Raw genomic sequence first — 21,220 nt, 5'->3', positions numbered from 1 at the left:
GGAAGTCCTTGGCGCTCTGCTAGCACAGCATCCCGGGAATGCAAGCTTTCGGGGCGATGTGTGGCACGCCTTTGGCCGAGGGCCTGTGTTGATGCGCGCCCGGCGCGGCCTTTTGCGGCAGGATGTAACGGTTGAGCCGGGGGCTGATCCCGGGATTTGTGCAACGCCGCCTTTTCCCAGCCTGTCATGTCCGTTCGCGAGCGGTGATACTGGCCCTGCCCCGGCGGATGCGGCAGGGTCCCGTAAAAGACCCGATCAGGATTGCCCCATGACTGACAACCTCACCCGGATTCAGAGTTCCGATCTTAGTATGACCATCACCGATCTGGGTGCCGAGGCGCAAAGCCTGCGCACCGCCGATGGGCGGGAGCTGTTGTGGCATGGCGATGCAAAGTGGTGGGGTGGGCGCGCGCCGGTGCTGTTCCCCATCGTCGGGCGTGCGCCAGACAACCGGATCGCGGTGGGCGGGTTCCAGGCCGAGATGGCGCAGCACGGGTTTGCCCGCCGGTCGGTTTTTACGCTGGAGGAAAACGGCCCCGGGATGTGCCGTCATGTCCTGCGCGACACTGAAGCCACGCGGGCGGTCTATCCTTTTTCCTTTGCGCTGCGGATCACGCACCGGCTGGAGGGTCTTGAACTTACTGTAAGTGCCGAGGTCGAGAATTGCAGCGACGTCGAGATGCCCTTTGGGTTTGGCTTTCACCCGGCGTTCCGCTGGCCCCTGCCCGGCTGCGATGGCCAGCCGCATGAGGTGGTTCTGGATAACGGCGGGGAACCTGAGATGGCCCGGCTGGAAGGTGGCCTGCTGAGTGAGAGCCTGTTGCCATCCCCTTTCCACGGTGGGCGGCTTGAGCTGCGGCCGGAACAGTTTGCCGAGGATGCGATGGTGTTCCCCGAGGGGGCTGGCACGGGGTTGCGCTATGGTATGGCGGGCGGAGCGCAGCTGGCGTTCCGGTTCGAGAACCTGCCCAACCTTGCGCTGTGGAGCAAGCCCGGCGCGCCGTTTCTGTGCATCGAGCCCTGGCACGGCATGGCCGCAAGGGTCGGCGCGTCACATCAGATTTCCGAACGGCCCTATAGCCAGACACTCGCCCCCGGCGGGGTGGCGCGGTTTTCATGGTCTGTCGAGGTGCGGCTGTAGCTGCAGGCGCCGTACAAACGGTCGGGGCGGCAAAAATCTTAGACCAAGATTTTTGGAGTGAGAATTTTCGTTCGAAAATTCTTGGTCCTGGCGGCGCGGTTCGGATTCATTAGGGGCGCACTGGTCCGGACATGCAAAAACGCCGCGAGGGTTACTCGCGGCGATTTCAAATTCGTGACCTTGAAAGGGTCAGGCGGGCAGTGCGGCCTTTGCCTGAGCGGCGATGGCGTTGAACGCCTCGGGCTCGTGCACGGCGAGATCGGCCAGAACCTTGCGGTCGACTTCGATCCCTGCCAGCGCCATGCCGTTGATGAAACGCGAATATGTCAGCGTATCGTCGTACATGCGCACAGCAGCGTTGATCCGCTGGATCCACAGCGCGCGGAAGTTGCGCTTGCGGTTCTTGCGGTCACGTGTGGCGTACTGGTTTGCCTTGTCGACGGCCTGTGCGGCTACCTTGAAGGTGTTCTTGCGACGGCCATAGTAACCTTTGGCTTGGTCGGTGATTTTCTTGTGACGGGCGTGGGTAACTGTCCCACCTTTGACTCTTGCCATGATTGCGGCTCCTTAACTATCTACAGGTCTATCAGCGGTCGTAGGGCATATAGCCCTTGACGATCTTGGCGTCGGGGGCCGACAGGGCTGTCGTCCCGCGCGCGTCGCGGATGAACTTGGTGGAGCGTTTGATCATGCCGTGCCGTTTGCCGGCCTGGCCTGCCATCACCTTGCCGGTGGCAGTCACCTTGAAGCGCTTTTTGGCGCTCGACTTGGTCTTCATCTTGGGCATTTCCGTCTCCTTAACTTTTGGGTCGGTAGGACGTGCGACTCGGCATGCCACGTGGGCCGGACACACGGTGATTGAGCGGGCCGTATAGGCGGGCTGGATCGGTGTTGCAAGGGGGTATCGTATGGGCGAGTGCCCGACCGGGCCGGACGGGTACTGTGGATCGGGCGCTGAGCCTTGCGGGAGGAACCCCGGTCAGATCAGCCGCCCGATCACCAGAGCCGGATCAACCCGGATCGGTGGCGTAGATCAGCCGTTCGTCGCAGGGCGCGACGCGCAGGATGTTGGTCGTCCCCGAGGTATTGAAGGGCACACCGGCCGTGACCACGATCTGATCGGTTGTCGTGGCATAGCCGCCTTCGCGCGCGGCGCGGGCCGCACTGACCACCGCCTCTTTGAAGCGTTCGAGCACGCCGACCTGAACGGTATTCGTCCCCCAGAGCAGCGCCAGACGCCGCGCCGTGGACAGCGATGAGGTCAGCGCCAGGATCGGAACGCGGGGGCGTTCGCGCGCCACCAGAAGGGCGGTCGTGCCCTTTTGAGTGAAACAGCAGATCGCCTTGATATCCGTCGTCTCGGCAATCTCGCGCGCGGCGGCCACGATACCATCGGCGATCGAGGTGCGCTTGGCGGTGCGCGATGCTTCGATCACCTCGCGGTAGGTCGGGTCGCTTTCGACCTCCATCGCGACGTTGTGCATGGTGGTCACTGCCTCGACCGGATAGGAGCCGGCCGCGGATTCAGCCGAGAGCATGATGGCATCGGCACCTTCATAGATGGCGGTTGCGACGTCCGAAACTTCGGCCCGGGTCGGCATCGGCGATTCGATCATCGATTCGAGCATCTGAGTGGCGACGATCACCGGCTTGGCGGCGGCGCGGCACTTGCGGATCAGGCGTTTCTGGATCGGCGGGACGTTCTGCACCGGCAGTTCGACGCCCAGATCGCCGCGTGCGACCATGATGCCGTCGGACACTTCGAGGATCTCGTTAAAGGCTTTCACACCGGCCGGTTTTTCGATCTTGGACAGGATCGCGGCGCGGCCTTTGCACAGCTCGCGCGCCTCAAGCACATCCTCGGGACGCTGCACAAAGCTGAGGGCGAGCCAGTCGACACCCAGCTGGCAGACGAATTCCAGATCCTTGCGGTCCTTTTCCGACAGGGCGGCCAGCGGCAGCACCACGTCGGGAACGTTCACGCCCTTGCGGTTGGAAATCGTCCCGCCGGTGATCACGATGCAATTTGCGTAATCCTTGCCGCAATCCTTGACCTTGAGGCGGATCTTGCCGTCGTTCACCAACAGGTGCGCGCCGGGTTCGAGTGCTGCAAAAATTTCGGGATGGGGAAGGTTCACGCGGTTCGCGTCGCCTTCGGCACTATCGAGATCCAGACGGAATTCGGCACCTGCAACCAGCTCTTCTTCGTCACCGGCAAAGACACCGACGCGCAGTTTCGGCCCCTGAAGGTCAGCCAGGATGCCGATGGGGCTGTTCAGATCCACCTCGATCTGGCGGATGATCGCGTGGCGTTCGCGAATCTCGTCATGGCTGCCGTGGCTCATGTTGAGGCGGAACACATCAGCCCCGGCCTCGTGCAGCTTGCGGATCATCTCGTAATCGGACGAAGCCGGCCCGAGCGTGGCCACGATTTTCACATTGCGCAAACGTCTCATATTCACTGTCCTGTTCGGAATTTCAGCGGCCTGACCGGGGTCTCCCGAGCCTTAGTTACCGCTAACATATTAGTGCCCTTATTGCGTATTTCCCTAAAGCGCGCAACTCCTCTATGAGATGCGCCGGAGAGATGACATACCCATGACCTACACCCCTTACCATATAGTTGGCGCCGGGCGAAACAGCCCGTGGCTGATCACCTGCGACCATGCGGCCAACATCGTGCCGCCCGAATTAGAGGCATCTTTGGGACTGCCGCCCGAAGATATGGCACGCCACATCGCCTATGACATTGGCGCAGCGGGGGTGTCGCGCGCGCTGGGGGAGGCTTTGGGCGCGCCGGTGATCTGTTCGAACTTTTCGCGGCTGGTGATCGACCCGAACCGGGGCGAGGATGATCCGACGCTGCTGATGCGGCTTTATGACGGATCGGTGATCCCTGCGAACCGCAAGGCGGACGCCGCAGAGAAAGAGCGCAGGCTGGCGGCCTATTACCGGCCCTATCACACGGCGCTGGAGGAGTTGGCAGCGCGGCGCGAGGATACTGTGATCGTGGCGGTGCATTCCTTTACACGCCAGTTGCGCGGTCGCCCTGAACGGCCCTGGCACATCGGTATCCTGCACGCCTGGGACCGGCGTCTGTCGGACCCGCTGATCACGCTGCTGGATGCAGAGCCGGATCTGGCCGTGGGGCGCAACCAGCCCTATCCCGGGCACCTGCCAGGCGATTGCGTTGATCAGCACGGGCTGAAACACGGGCGGCAGAACACGCTGATCGAGCTGCGCAGCGATCTGATCGAGACGGAAGAAACGCAGGCGGCATGGGGTGCGCGACTGGCCCCCATGCTTGAAGAGGCGCTGCGGCGTGCCGATGTATGAAGCTATGGAGGATTTGAGACATGGATGAACAGACCCGTATCGAGCTTGAGGCTGCGGCCTTTCGCCGGTTGCGCCAGCACCTGATGCAGGACCGCACCGATGTGCAGAACATCGACCTGATGAACATGGCCGGTTTCTGCCGCAACTGCCTGTCCCGCTGGTATCAGGAGTCCGCGAACGAACGCGGCATAGAGATGAGCAAGGACGAGGGCCGCGAGGCCTTCTACGGCATGACGATGGACGAATGGAAAGCCCAGCACCAAACCGAGGCGTCAGGGGCCAAGCAGGCGGCGTTCGAGACCGCCTTTGCCGAGAATGTCGGCAAGAAGGACTGAGCCGAGTGTCGTGGCCTGAGAACCCGTCTCAGGCCACCCGCGCGGATGAGGGATAGACCAGCGGCTCGCCGTTGGGGCGGGTCTGGAGCATGTCGCGTATTGCCGTGTCCGACAGGCCGTCTTCTATCTGATCGGTCCAGACCCGGAAATATTTGAGGTTATGGCTGCCAAAGGATGTGATCATCGCCACATCGGCAGCATCCGCGCCGCGCACCATCAGGATGCGCCCCGCCCGGGGCGTGTTGTAGCGCGCATCGAAGGTGTACCAGCGGCCGTCCAGATACACCTCGAACCAGGCGCAGAAATCGCCCGGCCCGGAATAGGGCACGCCGATGTCGCCAAGATAACCGCTGGCATAGCGCGCCGGAATGTTCATCGCGCGGCAGAATGCGATCGACAGATGCGCAAAGTCGCGGCAGACGCCGGTCCTTTCGTGAAACACCTCGGACGCGGTCTTGTTCGCCCGACCGTAGTGATAGCCAAAGGTCACGTGGTTGTTGACGTAGGCCACGATCGCCTCGACCCGCTGCCAGCCTTTGGCGGTCTGGCCGAACATTCCCCAGGCCTGCGAGGTGAGGTTGTCACTGTCGCAATAGCGGCTGGGCAGCAGGTAGCTGAGGACCTCGTCGGGAAGTTCGGAAATTGCATGCTGCGCGGCGGCTGGGGCCTGCACGTCTTTCTGGCCATCGAAATCGACAACGCAGTCCGACCAAAGCCTGGTCGATCCGGGAAGGGCGACAATCCGGGTAATGCGGTTCCCGAAGCGGTCGATATAGCTTCGCGCGTCGCTTTGCTGAGGCGCGCGCACGACGTCGTTTCCGATCAACCGCCCGTCAAGCGCACTGTGGGTCGAGAGAGCCAGGAGCATCGGCACCGGGGCCGAACATTCGATATCAATCTCGAATCCGAAACGGATGAGCATGGTTGGTCCTTGTTTTTAGGAGTAGAGAGGGCGATGGTTCAGCATTGCAGAGCCATTGCGCAGAGTGGAAACGCGCCTGTACCGGAAAGGTTCCAGTGCCCCGAAGTTTACGCATCCTCCACCGGACCGAATACAAGTACGACCGGAAGATCACGCTGAACCCGCACAAGCTCATGTTGCGGCCACGCGACGGGCACGATCTGTGGGTGGATGACGCGGTGCTGACGATCCGTCCCCGGGCCGAGCTGCGCTGGTATTTCGACACCTTCGGGAATTCCATTGCCGAGGCGACCTTTTCAGAACCCACCGACTCGCTTTTCATCGAAAGTGAGCTGCTGTTGCGGCGCTATGGGTCAGACGTCCATGCCCGGATGGAGGGGGACCATGTCTGCCCCTACCCCTTTGTCTATTCCGACGAAGACGCGCGGGATCTGTCGCCCTATGTGGATCTTCACAATCCGCAGGATGCCGGGGTGCTGGACCAGTGGCTTGCGCAGCATTTCACCGACCGGCCCGGCAGCGCGGTCCCCTTTCTGCGCAGCCTGAGCCACACCATCCACCGCGTCACCGGATATTCCCGGCGCGAAGAGATGGGCACACAGACGGCGGGCGAAACCATTGCCAAGGGGCTGGGCACCTGCCGTGACTTTGCCTTTCTGTTCATGGAGGCGACGCGCCGGTTCGGCTTTGCCGCGCGGTTCGTCACAGGATACCTAGATTCCGGTGCAGGGCCGGATGCGCCGGTCGGTGGCGGGGCGACCCATGCCTGGGCCGATGTCTTTGTGCCGGGCGAGGGCTGGATCGAGTTCGATCCGACCAACCGGCTGACTGCGGGCAGCGCGTTGATCCGGGTTGCGACGACCCGCACACCGACACAGGCATCACCGATTTCCGGCAGCTACAGTGGCAACGGCGCTGTCTTTCTGGGCCTTACCGTTTCGGTCACCGTTACCAATATGGATTGATTCCGCCACCGGCTTGCAGATCGCCCGACAGGTGCCTAAAGCTGCCGACCTTATTCATAGGAGTTGCGACATGGACATGAACAGACGCACAGTGATGACAGCCGGTGTTGCAGCATCGATGTTTGCCATGCTGCCCCGCGGCGCAATGGCGGCCTTCAGCCCCGCGCCCGATGGATGGCACAAGTTTGAAATCACCACGCGCATCGCCCTGCCCGCAACAACCGAAGCGGCGCAGATCTGGGTGCCGCTGCCCGCCGTTGACGAAGCAGGCTGGATGACGCCCGGCGCGACCGACTGGACGACCAACGCAGACCGCGCCGAAATCGTGACCAACCCGGACAATGGTGTGGCCATGCTGCATGCTGAATGGGATGCAGGCACCAGCGACAAGGTGCTTGATCTGGTCAATACCATCTCGGCCCAGGGCCGCGACACGGACCTGACCCAGCCCGGCCAGACGCCGGAACTGTCGGCGCAGGAGCGTACGCTTTATACATCTGCAACCGCGCTGATCCCGACTGATGGTCTGGTCAAGGAAACCTCGGACAAGATCACCGCCGGTGCGGACAGCGATCTGGAAAAGGCGCGCCTGATCTATGACTGGATCGTGGAAAACACCGCGCGCAACCCGGAAACCCGTGGCTGCGGGCTGGGTGATGTGGCATCGATGCTGGCCGTGGGTGACCTGACGGGCAAATGTGCCGACCTCAATTCGCTGTATGTCGGGCTGGCCCGCGCTGCCGGTCTGCCGTCGCGGGATGTCTATGGCCTGCGCGTGGCGAAATCGGCCTTTGGCTACAAGAGCCTTGGCGCCGGTTCCCCCGATGTGACCAAGGCGCAGCATTGCCGCGCCGAAGTCTTCCTCGACGGCTTCGGCTGGGTCGCGGTTGATCCGGCAGATGTGCGCAAGGTCATGCTGGAAGAGCCGCCCAAGGATCTGGCGCTGGATGACCCCAAGGTCGTCGATGCCCGCGCCGCGCTGTTCGGCGGCTGGGAAGGCAACTGGATCGCCTATAACTTTGCCCATGACGTGGTGCTGCCCGGTTCGGACAATGGTGCGGTTGAATTCCTGATGTACCCGCAGGCCGAAGTGGCTGGTGAGCGGTTCGATCCGCTGGACATGGACCGCCGCTATTACACCATCACCGCGCGCGAACTGACGGCCTGAGCCGACGCAAAGCCAGATCAAGACAGACAGGACTCTGCCGGGCGCCCCCTGGCAGAGTCCCCCTCCCCCATAAGCTTGGCTGAGCGACTTCGGCCCGGTCACAGGCCCGAGGTAGATTTGCGGCGCTGAACCCTGCGTGATGACGCGCGGATTCACCACCCTTGCAGCAAGCGCTGCGGTTGATGTCCGCTGCTCGAATCGACACTCTCAAATGCGCCGACCCGGTGCCTTTTGCTTGAGTGCGGCCCGAATTTTGCCCCCGACATCAGCGGATCTGTCTGCGCCCTGCGACACGCGATCCAAAAGTCCCACCCACGCCCAATTTTTCGCCATCCATCATTGCGCCGCACATCAATTGAGCGCGCCAATCAATTTGAACGCCTTCTAGCGCACCAATAGACTCATTGGTGCAGGAATGAGTTTTTGCCTCGCGCAACCTGTGCCGCAAGGGACGCAACAACTGTCCCGAAACGACATGGAGTTTGAACATGAGACACTTCAAGGAAGGGATCGCGGCCCTGCTGCTGGCTGCCTCCCTCACATGTGCACAGGGCGCCGCAGCCCAGGGCACCCTGCGTATCGGCATGACGGCATCCGACATTCCGCTGACCACCGGCCAGACCGATCAGGGCGGCGAAGGCATGCGGTTCATGGGCTATACGGTCTATGATTCGCTGATCGAATGGGACCTGACCAGCGCCGACAAACCGTCGGTTCTGATCCCCGGCCTTGCCACCGAATGGTCGGTCGATGCCGAGGACAAGACCAAGTGGACCCTGAAGCTGCGCGAAGGCGTCACCTTCCATGACGGCAGCCCCTTTACCGCCGCCGACGCGGTCTGGAACTTTGACAAGCTGCTGGTCGACACCTCCGAACAGTACGATTCCCGTCAGGCTGCGCAGGGCAAATCGCGTATTCCGGCCGTCGCCAGCTATTCGGCCGTTGACGACTACACGCTTGAAATCATCACCAAGACCCCGGATGCCACGCTGCCCTATCAGCTGGCATGGATCCTGATGTCGTCCAAGGCGAACTGGGAAGCATTGGACAAGGACTGGGAAAAGGTCGCCAACACGCCGTCGGGTACCGGCCCCTGGAAGCTGGAAGCCTTTGTGCCGCGTGAGCGCGCCGAACTGGTCCCGAACGAGGCGTATTGGGACGAAACCCGTATCCCCAAGCTCGACAAGATGGTGCTGATCCCCCTGCCCGAGCCGAACGCCCGCGCCGCTGCCCTGCTGTCCGGTCAGGTCGACTGGATCGAGGCACCAGCGCCCGACACCATCCCGGCGATGACCGGCAATGGGTTCACCATTTCGTCCAACGCCTATCCGCACAACTGGACCTGGCACCTGTCGCGTCTGGAAGGGTCGCCCTGGAACGATATCCGCGTGCGCAAGGCGGCAAACCTTGCCATTGACCGCGAAGGCATGGGCGCCCTGCTGGGTGGCCTGATGGTCCCGGCCAAGGGCTTCCTGCCGCCGTCGTCGCAGTGGTTCGGTGAACCGACATTCGAGGTCAAGTACGACCCCGAAGCCGCCAAGGCCCTGCTGGCCGAGGCAGGTTACAGCGTTGAAAACCCGCTGAAGGTCAAGGCGCTGATCTCTCCTTCGGGGTCGGGCCAGATGCTGCCGCTGCCGATGAACGAATACCTCCAGCAGAGCCTTGCCGAAGTCGGCATCGAGGTTGAATTCATGGTTGTCGAGTGGAACCAGATGATCAACCTGTGGCGTGCCGGTGCTGCCGATGCGGCGGTCGAAGGGGCGATGTCGATCAACTTCACCTACTTCATCCAGGACCCGTTCACCGGCCTGATCCGCCATTTGTCCTGCGATCTGATTGCGCCGAACGGCACCAACTGGGGCCACTATTGCGACCCGGAAATGCAGGCGCTGTTTGACGAGATCAAGACCACCTTCGACCCCGAGGAACAGGACAAGGTCCTGCGCAAGACACACGAGAAATACGTGGACGACGCACTGTTCCTGATGGTCACCCACGACGTTGCCCCGCGCGCCCTGTCCCCCAAGGTCAAAGGCTTTGTGCAGGCGCAGAACTGGTATCAGAACTTTTCGTCCATCACGATGGAATGATCTGAGCCCCGCCCCCCGCCGCGCCCACCGTGGCGGGGGGCTTTTTTATCCAAGGAATGCCAAGTGTTCAGCTATTTCCTACGCCGCGTGATCCTGATGCTGCCCGTTGCCTTTGGCGTCTCGGTGATCTGTTTCCTGCTGGTCCAGATTGCCCCGGGCGATCCGCTGACCGCCATCATGCCGGTCGATGCAACGGCGGATGAACAGGCCGCCATGCGCGCAATTTATGGCCTCGATAAACCACTGCCGGTGCAATACGCGATCTGGATTGGCAACCTTGCGCAGGGCGACATGGGCAAGAGCATCGCCACCGGACGACCCGTTGCCGGCGAAGTCTTTGGCGCCGTTCAGAATTCCCTGCTGCTGGCCGCCAGCGCCGCGGTCATCGCCTTTCCCATCGGCATCTTCCTTGGCTTTCTGGCCGGGTATTTCCGCGACACCCTGCTGGATCGCGCCGTTACGGCCATTTCGATCGCGGGCGTATCGGTGCCGAACTACTGGCTGGGCATCGTTCTGGTCATCATCTTTTCCGTCAACCTTGGCTGGCTGCCGTCGATGGGGGCCGGTCCGGGTGGATCGCAGGACTGGTCCTGGGACTGGCTGCATATTCGCCACCTTGTGCTGCCTGCCGTGACCCTAGCCGTGGTGCCCATCGGGATCGTCGCGCGCACCGTGCGCGCGCTGGCCGGGGACCTGCTGACACAGGATTTCGTGCTGGCGCTATATGCCAAGGGGATGAGCCGGGGCGACGTGCTGCGCCATGTGGCCCGCAACGCCGCCGCCACCGCGCTGTCGGTCATGGGGCTGCAGCTGGGTTATCTGCTGGGCGGGTCGATCCTGATCGAGACGGTGTTCAACTGGCCCGGCTCCGGGTTCCTGCTGTCCAACGCGATTTTCCAGCGCGATCTGCCGCTGTTGCAGGGGACCATTCTGGTGCTCGCGCTGTTCTTTGTGGGCATGAACCTGATCGTCGACGTGGCGCAGGCCGCCATCGACCCGCGTATCAAGAGGAGCTGAACCATGGCGGCGGTCGATACCGACATCCTCGAAGAGCCGGTCACGGAATCAGGCAAGGGCTACTGGTCCGGCGTGGGGGCACGTCTGATGCGCGATCCCGTCACGCTGATCTGCATGGCGGTGATCCTGCTGCTGATCCTGTCGGCAATTTTCGCGCCCTACCTTGGGCTTGCCGATCCCTACAAGGGGTCGATGATCGCCCGGTTGAAACCCATCGGCACGCCCGGCCACATCCTTGGCACCGATGAACAGGGCCGCGATATGCTGGTCCGGCTGATCTATGGCGGGCGGCTGACGCTGTTCATTGGCCTCACGCCCGTTGTTCTGGCGTTTTTTATCGGCGGCACGCTGGGGATCGTCGCGGGCTATGCGGGCGGCTGGGTCAACACGGTGATCATGCGCACGGTGGATGTGTTCTTTGCCTTTCCGTCGGTCCTGCTGGCCATCGCCATTTCCGGCGCGCTGGGGGCGGGGATCGTGAATTCGCTTGTCTCGCTCACCATCGTGTTCATCCCGCCGATCACCCGCGTGTCCGAGGCGGTCACCTCGGGCGTGCGGGCATTGGATTACATCGATGCGGCGCGGGCATCGGGTGCCAACGCACTGACGGTTATCCGGGTTCATGTGATCGGCAACGTGCTGTCGCCGATCTTTGTCTATGCCACCTCGCTGACGTCGGTCTGCATGATCCTTGCCGCCGGGCTGTCGTTTCTGGGTATCGGGGTGCGCCCGCCGGAACCCGAATGGGGGCTGATGCTGAACACGCTGCGGTCGGCCATTTATGTGAACCCCTGGCTGTCGGCGCTACCGGGGATGATGATCTTTGTCACTTCGCTTTGCCTCAACCTGCTGAGCGATGGCGTAAGGAGTGCGATGAATGTCCGTGACTAACCCCCTGCCCGACGGCCTTGCCGACAAGGGCGGCCCGGCGCAGCCATTGCTGATCGTGCGCAATCTGCAAAAGTATTTCCCCGTGCGCGGCGGCATCCTTGGCGGGAAAAAGGCGCTGGTGCAGGCCGTCGATGGCGTGTCGTTCGAGGTAAAGAAGGGCGAGACGCTGGGCATCGTCGGTGAATCCGGCTGTGGCAAATCCACCACCGCGCGGCTGCTGATCGGCCTGATCGACAAGGACAAGGGCGAGATCATCTATGACGGTCAGGACCTTGGCGGCACGCTGTCGCTGCGCGATCTACGGCGCGGGGTGCAGATGGTGTTTCAGGACAGCTATGCCTCGCTCAACCCGCGGCTGACTATCGAGGAGAGCATCGCCTTTGGTGCGCGCATTCAGGGGCTGTCCGATCCCGTGGGCCGCGCCCGCCGGTTGATGGAGCGTGTGGGGTTGGCGCCCGACCGGTTCGCCCAGCGGTATCCGCACGAGGTATCCGGCGGCCAGCGGCAGCGCATCAACATCGCCCGCGCGCTGGCGATGTCACCGCGATTGGTGGTGCTGGACGAGGCGGTTTCGGCGCTGGATAAATCGGTCGAGGCACAGGTGCTGAACCTGCTGGCTGACCTGCGCGCCGAGTTTGGCCTGACCTATATCTTTATCAGCCACGATCTGAACGTGGTGCGCTATATCTCGGACCGGATTCTGGTGATGTATCTGGGCGAGGTGGTCGAGATCGCACCGGTGGATCAGATCTGGTCGTCGCAGGCGCATCCCTATACGCGGTCGCTGTTTTCGGCGATGCCGTCGATGGATCCGGACAACCGCACGATGGAACCGCCGCTTGCCGGTGATCCGCCCAACCCGATCAACCCGCCGTCGGGCTGCCGGTTTCACACCCGCTGCCGGTTTGCGGAAACGGTCTGCAAAGCCAAGGTGCCGACCCTGCGCCCGCTGTCGGTCGGGTCCGAACATTTGGCGGCCTGCCATCTGCACGACCTAGGGTCGGGACACAGCAAGGCCGGAAAGGACGTGCTGGCATGACCGGGAACCTTGTCGATATCCGCAATCTCAACGTCCGCTTTACCGGCGCGCGCACGGTGCACGCGATCAACGACCTGACCCTGACATTGAAACAGGGCGAAACGCTGGCGCTGCTGGGGGAAAGCGGGTCGGGCAAGTCGGTGACGCTGAAAACACTGCTGCGCCTGCTGCCACCGAAACGCACCCAGATTGATGGCGAGATCGAGGTGAACGGTGTCGATGTGCTGACCCTGTCGGGGAAAAAGCTTCAGGCCTATCGGGGCGAAGAGGTTTCGATGGTATTTCAGGAACCGGGTTTGGCGCTGGACCCTGTGTACACCGTCGGCGACCAGATCGCGGAATCCGTGATGCGCCACAAGGGCGTGCGAAAGGAAGAGGCGCTGTCCACCGCGCTCGACATGTTGCGGCGGGTGCGCATCCCGTCGCCCGAACGCCGTCTGCGCAACTATCCGCACGAACTGTCCGGCGGGATGCTGCAACGGGTGATGATCGCGCTGGCGCTGGCCTGCCGTCCACGCCTGCTGCTGGCGGACGAGCCGACCACGGCGCTGGATGCGACGGTGCAGATACAGATCCTGCTGCTGCTGCGCGACCTGCAGCGCGAATTCGGCATGGGGGTGATATTCGTCACCCACGATATCGGCGTCGCGGTCGAAGTGTCCGAACGCATCGCGGTGATGTACGCCGGACAGATCGTGGAAGAGGGCACCACGCGCGAGGTCATCAAGGACCCGCGCCACCCCTATACACGCGGGTTGCTGGCGGCCAATCTGCACGACGCGGCGCGTGGCGCGCGGTTGAATGCCATCCCGGGTGCGCCGCCGTCGCTGGATACGCGCCCCGACGCCTGTTCTTTTGCCCCGCGCTGTCCGCTGGCAGAACCGGCCTGTCGCGCCGCCCTGCCCCCGGTGCATGTGCCCAGCGACAGACGCCGGGTTGCCTGTATCCATGCGAATGCATTTGTGGCGGCGGAGTAGGACATGCTGATTTCCCACGATCCCTTCCGCTGCTTCATGCCATACGAGCCGATCCCGGTGACCAATGCCGACAGCGGCCCGCTGTCCGGCCTGACGCTGGCGGTCAAGGATATCTACGACGTCGCGGGATACCGCACCGGATCGGGCTGCCCTCTGCGGTTGGCCCAAAGCCCGGTGGCCAGTGTGACGGCACCGGCAGTGCATCGTCTGCTCGATGCCGGGGCGCGGTTCGTTGGTAAAACCCACACGGATGAGCTCGCCTGGTCGATGTACGGCATGAACGCGCATTTCGGTACGCCCGTGAACCCCGCAGCACCAGACCGCATTCCCGGGGGATCATCCTCAGGTTCTGCCGTCGCCGTGGCTGGGGGCCTGGCGGACATCGCCATCGGATCGGACACTGGTGGGTCGGTGCGTGCCCCTGCCAGCTTTTGCGGCATCTGGGGGTTGCGGCCCACCCACGGGCGCGTTTCGCTGGAGGCAGTTCAGCCACTGGCGCCCAGCTACGACAGCGCCGGTTTCTTTGCCCGCGACGGCCAGACACTGGGCCGTGTGGCACAGGCATTGATCGGACCGGACACCGTTTCGCTGCCGCAAACGCCTATCCTGCTGCGCCCGATGGACATGGCCTCACAACTCGCACCCGAATCCCGCGTAATTTACGAGGCGGTGTTCGGCCCGTTCACGGCGCGCGAAGTCACGGTCTTTCCCGGCGGTGTCGAAGCGGCCTATCACACCTTCCTGACCACCATGGGCTGGGACGCCAAAGCGGCGATTATCCCGTGGATCCGCGCCTCTGCCATGCCACTGGTACACGGGATCGACGGGCGCGTGGCATCGGCGGAACAGATCAGCGCGGCGGATTTTGCGACCGCCAACACCGCACGCGCGGCCTATGCGACGCACATGCAGACCCTTCTGGGGACCACCGGGGTCCTGCTCGCCCCGACGGTGCCGACCGCCCCTTTCCGGCTCGACGCGCCGGTCGAGGTCTTTGACAGCTACCGCCACGACGCCATGCGCCTGTTGTGCGTTGCCGGTCTGGCCGGTCTGCCGCAGGTGACCTTTCCCGCGGGCTGGATTGATGGCGCGCCCTATGGCCTCTCGCTGATCGGGCCACGCGGATCGGACGTGTCGCTGATTGCGCTGGCCGAGAAGCTGTCCAAGGAGGTCCCGTCATGAACTGCCCCATCGAAGCCAATCTGGCCGAACTTGGCCTGACCCTGCCGCCGTCTGCCCCGCCGCGCGCATTGTTCCTGCCCGGCAAGATCACCGGCAACCTGCTGTTCCTGTCCGGGCAGATCTGCGAATGGCAGGGCGTGCCCAAGTATTTCGGCCCCATCGGCAAGGGCTTTGATACCGCAATCGGGCAGGAGGCGGCGCAGATGTGCGCGCTGAACCTGCTGTTTTCCATCAAGGCCGTGGCCGGGTCGCTGTCGCGTGTGCGGTCTGTGGTGCGGCTGGGCGGCTTTGTCGCCGCCGATCCCGGATATCCCGACGGGCCGTTGATCGTGAATGGTGCGTCGCGGCTGTTCATCGACCTTTGGGGCGATGCGGGGCGCCACGCGCGCACGGCGGTCAATGTGGCCTCCCTGCCCGCCAACGCACTGGTCGAAGTGGATGCGGTGGTCGAACTGGGCTGATGCGCGCCGCCAATCCCCGGGTTCTGCTGATGAACCCCAACAGCAACGCGGCGACCACCCGGGCGATGGTTACAATTGCCGCGCGTACCCTTCGGCACGTGCAGGGCTGGACCGCGCCAGACGGGCCGGGTCTGTTGATGACAATGGACCTTCTTGCCACCGCTGCCGAGCAGGTGGCCGGGGCTGAGATCCCCGCCGGGATCGACGGCGTGATCGTTTCGGCCTTTGGTGATCCCGGGCGCGCGGATCTGGCGGCGCGGCTGGCGGTGCCTGTCGTGGGCATCGGAGAGTCGGCGGCGCTGGCCGCAGCAAAGGGCGGGCGTCGCTACGCCGTGGTGACGCATACTCCGGGACTGGTCGACGGGATCGATGCGTTGATGCGTGCCTCGGCACCCGGGGGTGCCTATCTGGGAACGTTCCTTGCTTCGGGTGATGCGCTGGCATTGGCCGCCGATGCGCAGGCTCTGGACACCGCGCTTCTGGCGGCGGCGCGGCGCGCACATGCGGCGGGGGCCGAGGCGGTGATCATCGGCGGCGGCCCGCTGGGCGAGGCGGCAGAGCGCTTGCGCCCGCAGGCTCCCTGCGCTCTTGTCGCGCCAATCCCCGAGGCGGCGCGCCGTCTCCTCTCCCTTCTTCAGGATATATCATGACCCACCTAGATGCCTTTGCCGACGCCCTGATTGACGCCCACCGCACCGGGACACGTGTCGCCCCGGATGGTGGCGCGCCCAGCACTGTGGCCGAAGCCTACCACGTCCAACGCCGGGTGATCGCCGCCCTTGGGCCGGTGGCAGGGTTCAAGACCGCCCTGAAGCCCGATGCGGCGCCGATCCGTGCGCAGCATGCCCTGCCCTCTGGCGCGCGGGTGGCGATGGGCGACCGTATGGGGATCGAGCTTGAGGTCGGCTGGAAGATCATCGCCCCCCTGCCCGCGCCGGGTGCTGCTGACTTCGACGAGGCGCTGGTGCGTTGCGTCCTGCCGGTGCCGGTGATCGAACTGGTCGACACCCGGCTGAGCGGGCCGATGGCCGAAGGTCCGATCACAAAGCTGGCTGATTTTCAGATTAATCACGGGCTGATCATCGGCACCCCTTTGGCGGATTGGGACGGGCGGGATTTCGGGGTGGTCACGGCGCGAATGCAGAAGGGCGCGCAGGTCATCCTCGACGGGCAGACAACAGTGCCCGGCGGATCGGCCCTTGGCACACTCCGCGCGCTGGTGTCCGAAATCGGCGATCACTGCGGTGGGTTGCAGGTGGGTCAGATAGTCATCACCGGCACGCTGCATCCGCTGACCTATGTCAGCGAACCGGGCGAAGTCACCGGGCAGATCGACGGGCTGGGCGAGGTGTCGGTCACTCTGGGCTAGACTGGAAGCAGGGCAAGCTGGTTTATGGTGCGTCTTACCTGATGTGCGCGGCTTTCCCCTTGCAGGGAAGGACCGGTTCGTGTCCAGACCTAACATCATTGATGCAAGTCGTGGCGGCATCTCGACGCCGCCAGTCTACTTTAGTCTGCAGCCTCTTTTAGCGTTTTTATGACAGCAAGCGCAGCCTCACCAGCCTCACGCCCTTTTACGATGAAATGTTCGCGGTAGATGCCCATATGATGCTCCGTCTCGTGGAAATTGTGAGGTGTCAAAGAGACCGAAAGAACGGGAACATCAGCATCTAACCCTGCCTGCATCAGACCATTCACGACCGCTTGAGCAACGAAATCGTGTCGATATATGCCCCCATCAACAACAAACGCTGCTGCTATGATAGCGTCATACTTTCCACTCTTAGCCAAACGACGCGCGAGAAGCGGAAGTTCAAATGCTCCCGGAACATCGAACACATCTATTTGCTTCGAAGGGATTATCTGCATAAAACCTATCAACGCTTGATCAACAATTTCCGCATGCCAATTTGCTTTGATGAAGGCGTATCGGGTGGGTGTCATAGTGATCTCCTTTTTAGTGACACTTCACCCAAGGCGATCACGCGCCAGCCCTCTCCACTGGATGTGAATCAGAGGCGCATTCTCTTTCATCCGGACTTTAACCGTCGGCTCAGGAATTACACCTGATCTGCTTGACCCTTCCAATAGGAAGGCGCTCGCGGGCTTGCAGTTGATACTGCTTACCGCCGGTGGGGAATTTCGCCCCGCCCTGAGAATATGTTACCCATCGCTGTTATTGCTGACCTGCGCAAGCCATTCGTCAACTGAAACTTTGTCCGCACAACCGACCTATCAAATAGCGCGGCACCTTCGAAGGAATCCACGAGGGTACTCACTCTTATTGACCGGGTATTTCCACTTTGGTGGGGCTTGGGCTGCAACGCAAATGCAAAAGGGCGCGCCGTGGGATGGCGCGCCCTTTTAAGTGTCATGGCCCAGAGGCTTAGTCAGACAGCGAGGACTCGTCGTCCCGGCGCATCTTGGACTTGATCATCTTGCCAACCAGAACCGGCAGGATGAACCCGATGATCGCGATCGCCCAAAGACCCAGCGCCAGCGGGCTGTCCACCAGCGTGCCCCAGTTGCCGTCGTCGATGGTGATGGCGCGGCGCATGTTGCTCTCCATCGCGTTGCCCAGCAGCGTGCCAAGGATGATCGGCACCAAGGGCACGTCGAACTTGCGCAGCACCCAGCCCAGCAGGCCAAACCCGATCATCACCTGAAGGTCAAAGGTCGACCCCGAGATGCCGTAGATGCCAACAAAGCTGACCATCGCGACGACCGGCATCAGCACCTTGGGCGGGACCATCAGGATGCGGGTGAACAGGCCCACCATGGGGATGTTCATCGCCAGCAGCATGAAGTTTGCGATGAACAGCGCCGCGATCAGGCCCCAGACCACATCGGGGTTCTGGGTGAACAGCAGCGGCCCCGGCGTGATGTTGAGGCTCAGCAGAACCGCCAGCAGGACCGCCGTGGTGCCAGAACCCGGCACGCCGAGCGCCAGCATCGGCACCAGCGCACCACCGGCGGCGGCGTTGTTGCCAGCCTCGGGCGCGGCAACGCCACGAGGATCGCCTTTGCCGAATGTGCCCTTGTCGACCAGCTTCTTTTCCATGGAGTAGGAGATGAAGGACCCGAGCGAGGCGCCCGCCCCCGGAAGCACCCCGGCAAGGAAGCCAAGGAAGGTCGAGCGCAGCATGGTCGGTGTGCATTGCTTGATCATCGACATGGGCGGCGTCAGGCGGCCAATGGTGATCTTCTTGTCGGCGGCGTCGGCATTGCCGTGGCGGTGTTCGAGGAAGATGAAAACCTCGGACAGGGCAAACAGACCGACGATGGCGACAAGGAAGTCCAGACCGTCGTACAGATGCACCTCGCCAAAGGTAAAGCGCGGCACGCCGGTCTGGGTGTCGACGCCGATCATCGCAAGGCCAAGGCCAAGGGCAGCTGCAAAGGCTGATTTCGCCTGATTGGTCGAACTGACGCCGCCCAGCGTGGCAAAGGCCAGCGCGAAGAGGGCAAAGTATTCGGCAGGGCCGAACAGCAGCGCGATCTTGACCAGCTGCGGCGCGAGGAAGATCAGACCCCAGGTGGCAAAGAACGACCCGACAAAGGACGCGATGCCAGAGATGGCCAGCGCCTCGCCCGCCTGCCCCTTTTGCGCCATCGGATAGCCGTCAAGGCAGGTCATCATCGCAGGTTCATCGCCGGGGATGTTGAGCAGGATCGAACTGATCCGCCCGCCGTACATCGCGCCGTAATAGACCGAGGTCAGCAGGATCAGCGAGGGTGTCGCGCCAAGGCCAAGGGTAAAAGCCAGCGGGATCAGGATGGCGACGCCGTTCGACGGGCCAAGCCCCGGCAGCGCGCCCATGACGGTACCCAGAAAGCAGCCCAGCAGGGCCAGAAGCATGTTCTGCCAGGTGATGGCGATGGCAAAGCCGTCGGCGAGAGAGGAGAGCGTTTCCATGAATGTCCCCTGGAATCAGAAGCCGAACGGGCCGCGCGCAAGCGACAGACCCAGAACGAGGTGAAAGATGACGTAGATGCCGACCGATGTGCCGACGCCGGTCAGGACCGAGCCGATGAAGGTCGAGCCGAGACGCCAGGCAAGATAGCTGGCGGCGAAGATGGTGGCGAAGATGAAGCCAATCTCGGGCAGCAGCATGGAATAGAGGAACATCACCACGGCGGCGGCAAGGATCTCGGCCAGGCGGCCAAGGCTGGGCCAGACCGGTTCGGGATCGGGCTTCAGGGCGATCACGATGGATGCCAGAGCCAGCACGCAGGCAATGATGATCGGAAAGGCTTTGGGGCCGACAGCGTCGGAGAGGAAGCTTTCCTCGATGATCAGGGCGGCCCAGATGTAGAACGCGGCCAGCAACAGCCCGACCACACCGAATATACGATCACTCATGAGGGTCTCCTTCGGTTCGGCGCGCGCGGGGGCGGGCCGGAAATGTGGGTGACACAGGGGGAAACACGGCGGGAAAATGAGGTGCGCCCGGAAGATCGACTTCCGGGCGCGGCAGCAAGCGGTGCGCGCTTACTTGATGATCCCGATCTCTTTCGAGATGTCCTGGATCTGCTGAACCGAGGCCGCTACGAAGGCCTGGAATTCAGCACCCTGCAGGTCGAGCGGGGCCATGCCGTTGGCGGCCATGGTCGCTTTCCATTCGTCCGAAGCGTAGAGAGTGGCGATCTTGTCGACCCATGCGTCATATGCCTCGTCCGACATGCCGCCCGGTGCATAGAAGCCGCGCCAGTTGGCGCCAACCGCATCCACACCCTGCTCTTTCGCGGTCGGGAACTTGGAGAATTCGCCGTCCAGACGCTCGGGTGCCAGAACCGCGATCACCTTGATGTCACCGGAATCGACGAAACCCTTGGCTTCGGAGATGTCACCGGTAAAGGCCTGCACTGAGCCGGCCAGCAGTTGGGTCACAGCCTCGCCACCGCCGTCAAAGGCGATGTATTTCACGGTGCGCACGTCCTCGATGCCATAGGCATTGGCCGCGATCAGCACCTTGAGGTGATCCCAGCCACCAACAGCCGAACCACCGGCGACGGAAATTGCTGTCGGGTCGTTCTTCATGATGTCGAGCATCTGGGGCAGTGTCTCGATCTCGCTGTCGGCGGCCACGGCGATCACGCCGTAGTCAGCGCCAACAGAGGCGAGCCAGCGGACCTGATCCATCGTGTTGCCCGGATAGGCACCCTGCGCGAGGCGGGTCGCGGTGGCGGACGAGGCAGCAACGATCAGATCGTTGTCGTCGTTACGCTTGTTCACGACCTCAGCATAGGCCACGCCACCTCCGCCACCGGCGAGGTTGACGACCTGAACGGTCTTGTCCAGCAGGCCAAGGTCCTGAAGTTCCTTGCCGACCTGACGGCAGGTGAAATCCCAGCCGCCGCCGGGGTTGGCGGGCGCGATGCACTCGGGGTTTTCGGGGGTGAAACCCTGCGCGCCTGCGGTCAGGGCGGAAAGGCCCAGGAACGCCGCGGCAAGCGTCAGGCGGGGTGTTGTGATGGTCATTTGGGTGACTCCTCCAAGTCTATTTTGCCAGTTGCACTGGCGGGCACGTCTGTTTTGCCAGTTGCACTGGCGGGCACGTCTGTTTTGCCAGTTGCACTGGCGGGCAAGTCTTTGTGGCCAGCAAGGCTGGCAGACCGGCAGCACGCTCCGGGACGGTCCCGGTCTCCTCGCGCGCGGCTGGTTGGCGGTTGATAGGCCTTGAACCTGTCACCAA

General features: G+C 62.9%; 22 protein-coding genes and 1 riboswitch. Of the genes, 14 read left to right on the top strand and 8 right to left on the bottom strand.

Annotated elements, in window-relative coordinates; all coding sequences use genetic code 11:
* The first annotated feature begins 268 nt into the window (after positions 1-268).
* Complete coding sequence (locus CHB75_RS00230) at positions 269-1,141, top strand: aldose 1-epimerase family protein (protein ID WP_089268511.1); 873 nt, start codon at positions 269-271, stop codon at positions 1,139-1,141.
* A 189-nt stretch (positions 1,142-1,330) separates the two neighbouring features.
* Here CHB75_RS00230 and rplT read toward each other — a convergent pair whose 3' ends face one another.
* From rplT to pyk, 3 genes are all read right to left on the bottom strand, one after another.
* Positions 1,331-1,696 carry a 50S ribosomal protein L20 gene (rplT, locus tag CHB75_RS00225; RefSeq protein ID WP_089268510.1) on the bottom strand — a complete coding sequence of 122 codons (366 nt, stop codon included), beginning with the start codon at positions 1,694-1,696 and terminating at the stop codon, positions 1,331-1,333.
* A gap of 31 nt (positions 1,697-1,727) precedes the next feature.
* Positions 1,728-1,928, bottom strand: coding sequence for a 50S ribosomal protein L35 (rpmI, locus tag CHB75_RS00220; protein WP_089268509.1), 201 nt, complete (start codon positions 1,926-1,928; stop codon positions 1,728-1,730).
* A 223-nt stretch (positions 1,929-2,151) separates the two neighbouring features.
* On the bottom strand, positions 2,152-3,597 hold the full coding sequence (gene pyk, locus CHB75_RS00215) for a pyruvate kinase (RefSeq protein WP_089268508.1): 1,446 nt from the start codon (positions 3,595-3,597) through the stop codon (positions 2,152-2,154).
* Between the two features lie 142 nt (positions 3,598-3,739).
* On the opposite strand from pyk, the gene CHB75_RS00210 reads away from it, so the two are divergent.
* The gene (locus tag CHB75_RS00210) at positions 3,740-4,477 is read left to right on the top strand and encodes an N-formylglutamate amidohydrolase (RefSeq protein WP_089268507.1); all 738 of its coding nucleotides are present in this window, start codon (positions 3,740-3,742) and stop codon (positions 4,475-4,477) included.
* A 20-nt stretch (positions 4,478-4,497) separates the two neighbouring features.
* Positions 4,498-4,812, top strand: a complete 315-nt coding sequence (locus CHB75_RS00205; RefSeq protein ID WP_089268506.1) for a DUF1244 domain-containing protein — start codon at positions 4,498-4,500, stop codon at positions 4,810-4,812.
* 28 nt (positions 4,813-4,840) lie between these two features.
* Here the strand turns inward: CHB75_RS00205 and CHB75_RS00200 are convergent, their stop codons facing one another.
* Positions 4,841-5,734 carry a transglutaminase-like domain-containing protein gene (locus CHB75_RS00200; protein ID WP_089268505.1) on the bottom strand — a complete coding sequence of 298 codons (894 nt, stop codon included), beginning with the start codon at positions 5,732-5,734 and terminating at the stop codon, positions 4,841-4,843.
* A gap of 95 nt (positions 5,735-5,829) precedes the next feature.
* Here CHB75_RS00200 and CHB75_RS00195 point away from each other — a divergent pair, with 95 nt between their 5' ends.
* The 11 genes from CHB75_RS00195 to CHB75_RS00145 all read left to right on the top strand — a co-directional run bounded on the left by CHB75_RS00195 (position 5,830) and on the right by CHB75_RS00145 (position 16,893).
* Entirely contained in the window at positions 5,830-6,699 is an 870-nt protein-coding gene (locus CHB75_RS00195) for a transglutaminase family protein (protein ID WP_217898754.1), read from the top strand.
* Between the two features lie 70 nt (positions 6,700-6,769).
* Positions 6,770-7,867 carry a transglutaminase-like domain-containing protein gene (locus CHB75_RS00190; RefSeq protein ID WP_245840562.1) on the top strand — a complete coding sequence of 366 codons (1,098 nt, stop codon included), beginning with the start codon at positions 6,770-6,772 and terminating at the stop codon, positions 7,865-7,867.
* A 488-nt stretch (positions 7,868-8,355) separates the two neighbouring features.
* A complete protein-coding gene (locus CHB75_RS00185; protein ID WP_089268504.1) occupies positions 8,356-9,957 on the top strand; it encodes an ABC transporter substrate-binding protein in 1,602 nt (533 codons plus the stop codon).
* A 63-nt stretch (positions 9,958-10,020) separates the two neighbouring features.
* Positions 10,021-10,974 (top strand): ABC transporter permease, encoded by a 954-nt coding sequence (locus CHB75_RS00180; protein ID WP_089268503.1) that lies wholly within the window; start codon positions 10,021-10,023, stop codon positions 10,972-10,974.
* Between the two features lie 3 nt (positions 10,975-10,977).
* Complete coding sequence (locus tag CHB75_RS00175) at positions 10,978-11,865, top strand: ABC transporter permease (RefSeq protein ID WP_089268502.1); 888 nt, start codon at positions 10,978-10,980, stop codon at positions 11,863-11,865.
* Positions 11,852-12,904, top strand: a complete 1,053-nt coding sequence (locus tag CHB75_RS00170; protein ID WP_089268501.1) for an ABC transporter ATP-binding protein — start codon at positions 11,852-11,854, stop codon at positions 12,902-12,904. The genes CHB75_RS00175 and CHB75_RS00170 overlap by 14 nt, the downstream gene beginning before the upstream one ends.
* Positions 12,901-13,881 (top strand): ABC transporter ATP-binding protein, encoded by a 981-nt coding sequence (locus CHB75_RS00165; RefSeq protein WP_089268500.1) that lies wholly within the window; start codon positions 12,901-12,903, stop codon positions 13,879-13,881. Before CHB75_RS00170 ends, CHB75_RS00165 begins: the two co-directional genes overlap by 4 nt.
* A 3-nt stretch (positions 13,882-13,884) precedes the next feature.
* A complete protein-coding gene (locus CHB75_RS00160) occupies positions 13,885-15,063 on the top strand; it encodes an amidase (protein WP_089268499.1) in 1,179 nt (392 codons plus the stop codon).
* Positions 15,060-15,524, top strand: a complete 465-nt coding sequence (locus CHB75_RS00155; protein ID WP_089268498.1) for a RidA family protein — start codon at positions 15,060-15,062, stop codon at positions 15,522-15,524. The genes CHB75_RS00160 and CHB75_RS00155 overlap by 4 nt, the downstream gene beginning before the upstream one ends.
* Positions 15,525-15,553: 29 nt before the next feature.
* On the top strand, positions 15,554-16,174 hold the full coding sequence (locus CHB75_RS00150) for an aspartate/glutamate racemase family protein (RefSeq protein ID WP_089268955.1): 621 nt from the start codon (positions 15,554-15,556) through the stop codon (positions 16,172-16,174).
* The gene (locus CHB75_RS00145; RefSeq protein ID WP_089268497.1) at positions 16,171-16,893 is read left to right on the top strand and encodes a hypothetical protein; all 723 of its coding nucleotides are present in this window, start codon (positions 16,171-16,173) and stop codon (positions 16,891-16,893) included. Before CHB75_RS00150 ends, CHB75_RS00145 begins: the two co-directional genes overlap by 4 nt.
* Positions 16,894-17,033: 140 nt before the next feature.
* Here the strand turns inward: CHB75_RS00145 and CHB75_RS00140 are convergent, their stop codons facing one another.
* From CHB75_RS00140 to CHB75_RS00125, 4 genes are all read right to left on the bottom strand, one after another.
* Complete coding sequence (locus tag CHB75_RS00140) at positions 17,034-17,468, bottom strand: 6,7-dimethyl-8-ribityllumazine synthase (protein WP_089268496.1); 435 nt, start codon at positions 17,466-17,468, stop codon at positions 17,034-17,036.
* A gap of 74 nt (positions 17,469-17,542) precedes the next feature.
* Positions 17,543-17,688, bottom strand: a riboswitch (FMN riboswitch).
* A 222-nt stretch (positions 17,689-17,910) separates the two neighbouring features.
* The gene (locus CHB75_RS00135; protein WP_089268495.1) at positions 17,911-19,440 is read right to left on the bottom strand and encodes a tripartite tricarboxylate transporter permease; all 1,530 of its coding nucleotides are present in this window, start codon (positions 19,438-19,440) and stop codon (positions 17,911-17,913) included.
* A 15-nt stretch (positions 19,441-19,455) separates the two neighbouring features.
* Entirely contained in the window at positions 19,456-19,887 is a 432-nt protein-coding gene (locus CHB75_RS00130) for a tripartite tricarboxylate transporter TctB family protein (RefSeq protein ID WP_089268494.1), read from the bottom strand.
* A 129-nt stretch (positions 19,888-20,016) separates the two neighbouring features.
* Positions 20,017-21,006: a Bug family tripartite tricarboxylate transporter substrate binding protein gene (locus CHB75_RS00125; RefSeq protein ID WP_089268493.1), complete on the bottom strand. Its 990-nt coding sequence runs from the start codon at positions 21,004-21,006 to the stop codon at positions 20,017-20,019.
* Positions 21,007-21,220: the final 214 nt, after the last annotated feature.

The sequence above is a fragment of the Puniceibacterium sediminis genome, assembly GCF_900188035.1.
GTDB lineage: Bacteria > Pseudomonadota > Alphaproteobacteria > Rhodobacterales > Rhodobacteraceae > Puniceibacterium > Puniceibacterium sediminis.
Note: the sequence above shows the minus strand (reverse complement) of the source record. Positions and strands in the feature narration are given on the sequence as shown.